At 32.7% G+C, this 4,231-nt stretch carries 5 protein-coding genes; all 5 read right to left on the bottom strand.

What is annotated here, in order from left to right:
- Positions 1-173: 173 nt before the first annotated feature.
- Positions 174-401 carry a hypothetical protein gene (locus ABJD66_RS02470; RefSeq protein WP_198519426.1) on the bottom strand — a complete coding sequence of 76 codons (228 nt, stop codon included), beginning with the start codon at positions 399-401 and terminating at the stop codon, positions 174-176.
- 2 nt (positions 402-403) lie between these two features.
- On the bottom strand, positions 404-1,777 hold the full coding sequence (locus tag ABJD66_RS02465; protein ID WP_100895579.1) for an MATE family efflux transporter: 1,374 nt from the start codon (positions 1,775-1,777) through the stop codon (positions 404-406).
- A gap of 57 nt (positions 1,778-1,834) precedes the next feature.
- Positions 1,835-2,611 (bottom strand): nucleoside triphosphate pyrophosphohydrolase, encoded by a 777-nt coding sequence (mazG, locus tag ABJD66_RS02460; RefSeq protein WP_348127812.1) that lies wholly within the window; start codon positions 2,609-2,611, stop codon positions 1,835-1,837.
- A gap of 88 nt (positions 2,612-2,699) precedes the next feature.
- Positions 2,700-2,927, bottom strand: a complete 228-nt coding sequence (locus ABJD66_RS02455; protein WP_100895577.1) for a VF530 family protein — start codon at positions 2,925-2,927, stop codon at positions 2,700-2,702.
- Between the two features lie 5 nt (positions 2,928-2,932).
- Complete coding sequence (locus ABJD66_RS02450; RefSeq protein ID WP_348127808.1) at positions 2,933-4,219, bottom strand: DEAD/DEAH box helicase; 1,287 nt, start codon at positions 4,217-4,219, stop codon at positions 2,933-2,935.
- Positions 4,220-4,231: the final 12 nt, after the last annotated feature.

The raw sequence follows: 4,231 nt of genomic DNA, 5'->3' as shown, positions 1-4,231 counted from the left end.
TTTATACCTACTTGCTTATAAGTAAAAAACAGCAACACGGCGTATAATGGTATAGAATTTACTTTATTAGTTATAAATAACCAAAAACTATCCCAAGTAGAAGTACCAAGATTATTTAAATATAAAAAAAAGTTAGTATCGTACTGTATTAATTCTTCAAGCATAATAGTCTGTTATTCTTCGTAACGAGCAATTTCTCTGTCATAAAAAGCAGTAGCCTCTGCAATTAGTTTTTCTGCTTCTTCAGTTAATTCCTCTTCGTCTTCTTTAGTAAAATCTTCTAACCACTCTACTTCATCATCCTCTAAATTAATTATAAACCTAGGGTAATCTGTATGTATAATAAATATAGCTGTTGGGTAGTCTGTGTTATCACCCAATAAAAACTTAGGAAAATCCATAATTATTCTTCTGTATTAAGTATTAATCTTTTTGTTAAGTAATTAAATCTAATATATAGTAAAACGGCAGAAGCAGTTAAACCAGCCAATAAACCTATCCAAATTCCAGTGCTTTTTAAAGGGGTGTATAACCCTAAATAAAAACAAATAGGAAAACCAATTAGCCAATACGCAACAAATGTTATTGCCGTAGGTATTGTTACGTCTTGTAAGCCACGTAATGCACCAAGCACTACAACTTGCAATCCGTCTGATATTTGAAAAAATGATGCTACTAACAATAATTGAGCTGCTATTACTATAACTTCTGTATTATCTACTATGTTTACGGCATCATTTACGTCTAAATACACTGTTGGTAACCAATGTCTAAATATTAAAAATAAGGCTGCAAAAATAACCTCTAATAAAAATGTTAGTAAAAATATAGATTGTGCCATTCTACGCAAATCTTTAAAATTACCCAAACCTTTTTGGTTACCTACACGTACCATTGCAGCTACACCTAGTCCCATACCTACCATAAACGTCATACTAGACAAGTTTAAAGCTATTTGGTTAGCTGCTTGCGGGTTTTTACCTAAAACACCGCTGATCCAAATTGCAGCTGTAAAAATAGCTACCTCAAAAAACATTTGCAATGCAGACGGAAAACCAATTTTCATAATCTTGTTCATTACTTTGCTTTCTATTTTTCTAAAATTGAAACCAGTAACGTATTTATGAAACTTTTTAGTTTGCTTTAGCATTATCCATATTAAAACAACCATTGCAACTCTAGAAACTAGTGTACCTATGGCAGCTCCTATAATACCCAATTTTGGAAAACCAAAAGTTCCAAAAATCAATAGGTAATTTAAAAGTATATTAATAGCATTACCTATTAAAGTAACATACATAGGGTATTTGGTTTGTGATAAACCATCTGAAAATTGTTTGAATGCCTGAAAAATTACTAAAGGAACTAACGAAAAAGCAACTAAATCTAAATAAGGAATTGCTAATTCTACCACCTCTGGAGGTTGTTTCATTAAGTACATTAATGGTTTACCCAAGAGTATTACACCAAACAAAAAAAGTCCTAAGACAGTACATAAAACAATTCCGTGTTTAAGAGCACTTTTAGCATCATTTACATTATTGGCACCATCTGCTTCTGCTACTAATGGTGTAATTGCAGTAGAAAAACCAATACCAAAAGACATAGCTATAAACACAAAGCTATTTCCTAAAGACACAGCAGCCAATTGTGCTGTACCTAATTGACCTACCATTATATTATCTGCAAAACCAACAAAAGTGTGACCTAATAACCCCAATATTACAGGGAATGCCAGTTTTAAGTTATATTTAAATTCTTTAGTGTATTGTTTCAATTTATTTGAATACTTTAAAAAAAATGAAATTAAATCATTTTTTAGTTTTACTTACTATTAGTTTTCTTTTTTTGCTTCATTCCAAAAAACATCCATCTCTGCAAGTGTCATATCTTCTAAAGATTTCCCCATTTCTTTAGCTTTACCCTCTAAATACTGAAACCTTTTTATAAATTTTTTATTAGTACGCTCTAAAGCATCTTCTGGGTTTACCTTTAAAAAACGTGCATAATTTATCATAGAAAATAAAACGTCACCAAATTCTGCTTCTATTTTATCTTGGTTAGCAGCATCTACTTCTACTTGTAATTCTGCTAACTCTTCTTGTACTTTTTCAAATACTTGTTGTGGCTCTTCCCAGTCAAACCCTACGCCAGCAACTTTATCTTGTATTCTACTTGCTTTTACCAATGCTGGTAAACTTTTAGGAACACCTTCTAAAACACTGCTTTTACCTTCTTTTAGTTTTAATTTTTCCCAATTACGTTTTACCTCTTCTTCATCTTCTACCTTTACATCTCCGTAAATATGTGGATGACGATGAATTAGCTTATCACAAATCTCGTTTGCTACATCAGCTATATCAAAATCACTAGTTTCACTACCAATTTTGGCATAAAAAACAATATGCAGTAATAAATCTCCTAACTCTTTTTTTACTTCTTCCAGATTATTATCCAAAATAGCATCACCCAACTCATACGTTTCTTCTATGGTTAAATGACGTAAAGTTTGTAAGGTTTGTTTTTTGTCCCAAGGGCATTGCTCTCGCAACTCATCCATTATGGTAAGTAACCTATCTATTGCTTGTAACTGTTTGCTTCTGGAGTTCATCCTGTAAAAAGTTTTGGTAAAAGTACAAATACTATCTTTTTTAAAAACATAAAAAAGACTAGTAATTTACCTTAAAACAAGCACAAGGTTATTGTTTCTCTTTTTCCTGCAACAATTGTAAATACATCTCTTCTACTTTGGTACGTGCCCAAGGTGTTCTACGTAAAAAATGAAGACTAGATTTTACTGTAGGTCTATGGGTAAAACAGCGTATATTAACTGTGTTACCCATATACTCCCAGCCGTAAAAGTCTACTAGATCATCTATAATAGTTGCTAGTTTTACACCGTGTAAAGGGTCATTAGACTTTTGCATTATTATTAATTACGTTTATTATTAGACCTGCGGTCGTTATTACGTTTAGGTTTACGATTATTACTAGAACCATTTTTAGATCCTGCTTTTTTAGGTCTGTTACTAGAATTTCTAGAACCACCACGCTGCCCTTGTTTTATGGGTTTTGTTGATGCATTAGGATCTGGTTCAAAACCTTCTACTATTTCTACAGGAATTTGCATTCCAATTAATTTTTGAATGTCTTTTAAGTAAGACGTTTCATCTGCACTTACCAAAGATACAGCCTCACCACTTGCTCCTGCTCTACCTGTTCTACCAATTCGGTGCACATAGTCTTCAGATATATTTGGGATCTCAAAATTAATTACGTGTGGTAACAAAGGAATATCTAAACCACGAGCAGCAATATCTGTAGCTACTAAAACACGTAGTGTTCCTTTTTTAAAACCTTCTAGTGCTTTTGTACGCGCACCCTGACTTTTATTACCGTGAATAGCCGCTGCAGAAATACCTGCTGCAATCATTTTTTTACACAAATTATTAGCTCCGTGTTTAGTTCTTGTAAAAACTAAAACTTGTTGCCAATTACCATCTGATATTAACTTGATAATTAAACCCGTTTTTTTACCTTTTGCAACTCTGTACACTTTTTGCTGAATTACTTCTACGGCTGTGTTCTCTGGAGTAGCTTCAACCTGCACAGGGTTGTTTAAAATACCGTGAGCTAGTTTTTTAATGTCTTTAGAAAAAGTTGCAGAAAACATTAAATTTTGACGCTTTGTTGGTATTAATTTCATTACGCGTTCTATATCACGTAAAAAACCCATATCTAACATACGGTCCGCTTCATCTAAAACAAAAATCTCTACTTTGTCTAAAGATAAAAATCTTTGATTGTGAAGATCCAATAAACGTCCAGGTGTTGCCACCAAAACATCCATTCCTCTTTTTAAGTTTGCTATTTGTGGCTTTTGGTTTACTCCACCAAATATTACCGCAGAGCGTAAATCTAAAAACTCACTATATTCTTTTACGTTAGCAAATATTTGCGCTGCTAACTCTCTTGTTGGTGTTAGTATTAAAGCTCGTACTGGCCTATGCCTTAACGTTTTCTCTTCTGATAATAAATGTAATAATGGTAATGTAAAACCTGCAGTTTTACCTGTGCCCGTTTGTGCAGATGCCAAAACATCTTTACCTTCTAAAACTGGCGGTATTGCTTTTTCTTGTATTGGAGACGGAGTAGTATACCCCTTTTTCTCTATTGCTTTTAATAGATTATTAGATAAACCTAAGTTCTTAAATGTCATAAATTAGTATTG

The organism is Cellulophaga sp. (assembly GCF_039943695.1).
In the GTDB taxonomy this organism is placed as follows: Bacteria; Bacteroidota; Bacteroidia; order Flavobacteriales; family Flavobacteriaceae; genus Cellulophaga.
Note: the sequence above shows the minus strand (reverse complement) of the source record. Positions and strands in the feature narration are given on the sequence as shown.

Coding starts and splice junctions, on each gene's coding strand:
- ABJD66_RS02470 (WP_198519426.1), bottom strand. CDS start 401: ATGGATTTTCCTAAGTTTTTATTGGGTGATAACACAGACTACCCAACA.
- ABJD66_RS02455 (WP_100895577.1), bottom strand. CDS start 2,927: ATGCAAAAGTCTAATGACCCTTTACACGGTGTAAAACTAGCAACTATT.
- ABJD66_RS02450 (WP_348127808.1), bottom strand. CDS start 4,219: ATGACATTTAAGAACTTAGGTTTATCTAATAATCTATTAAAAGCAATA.
- mazG (WP_348127812.1), bottom strand. CDS start 2,611: ATGAACTCCAGAAGCAAACAGTTACAAGCAATAGATAGGTTACTTACC.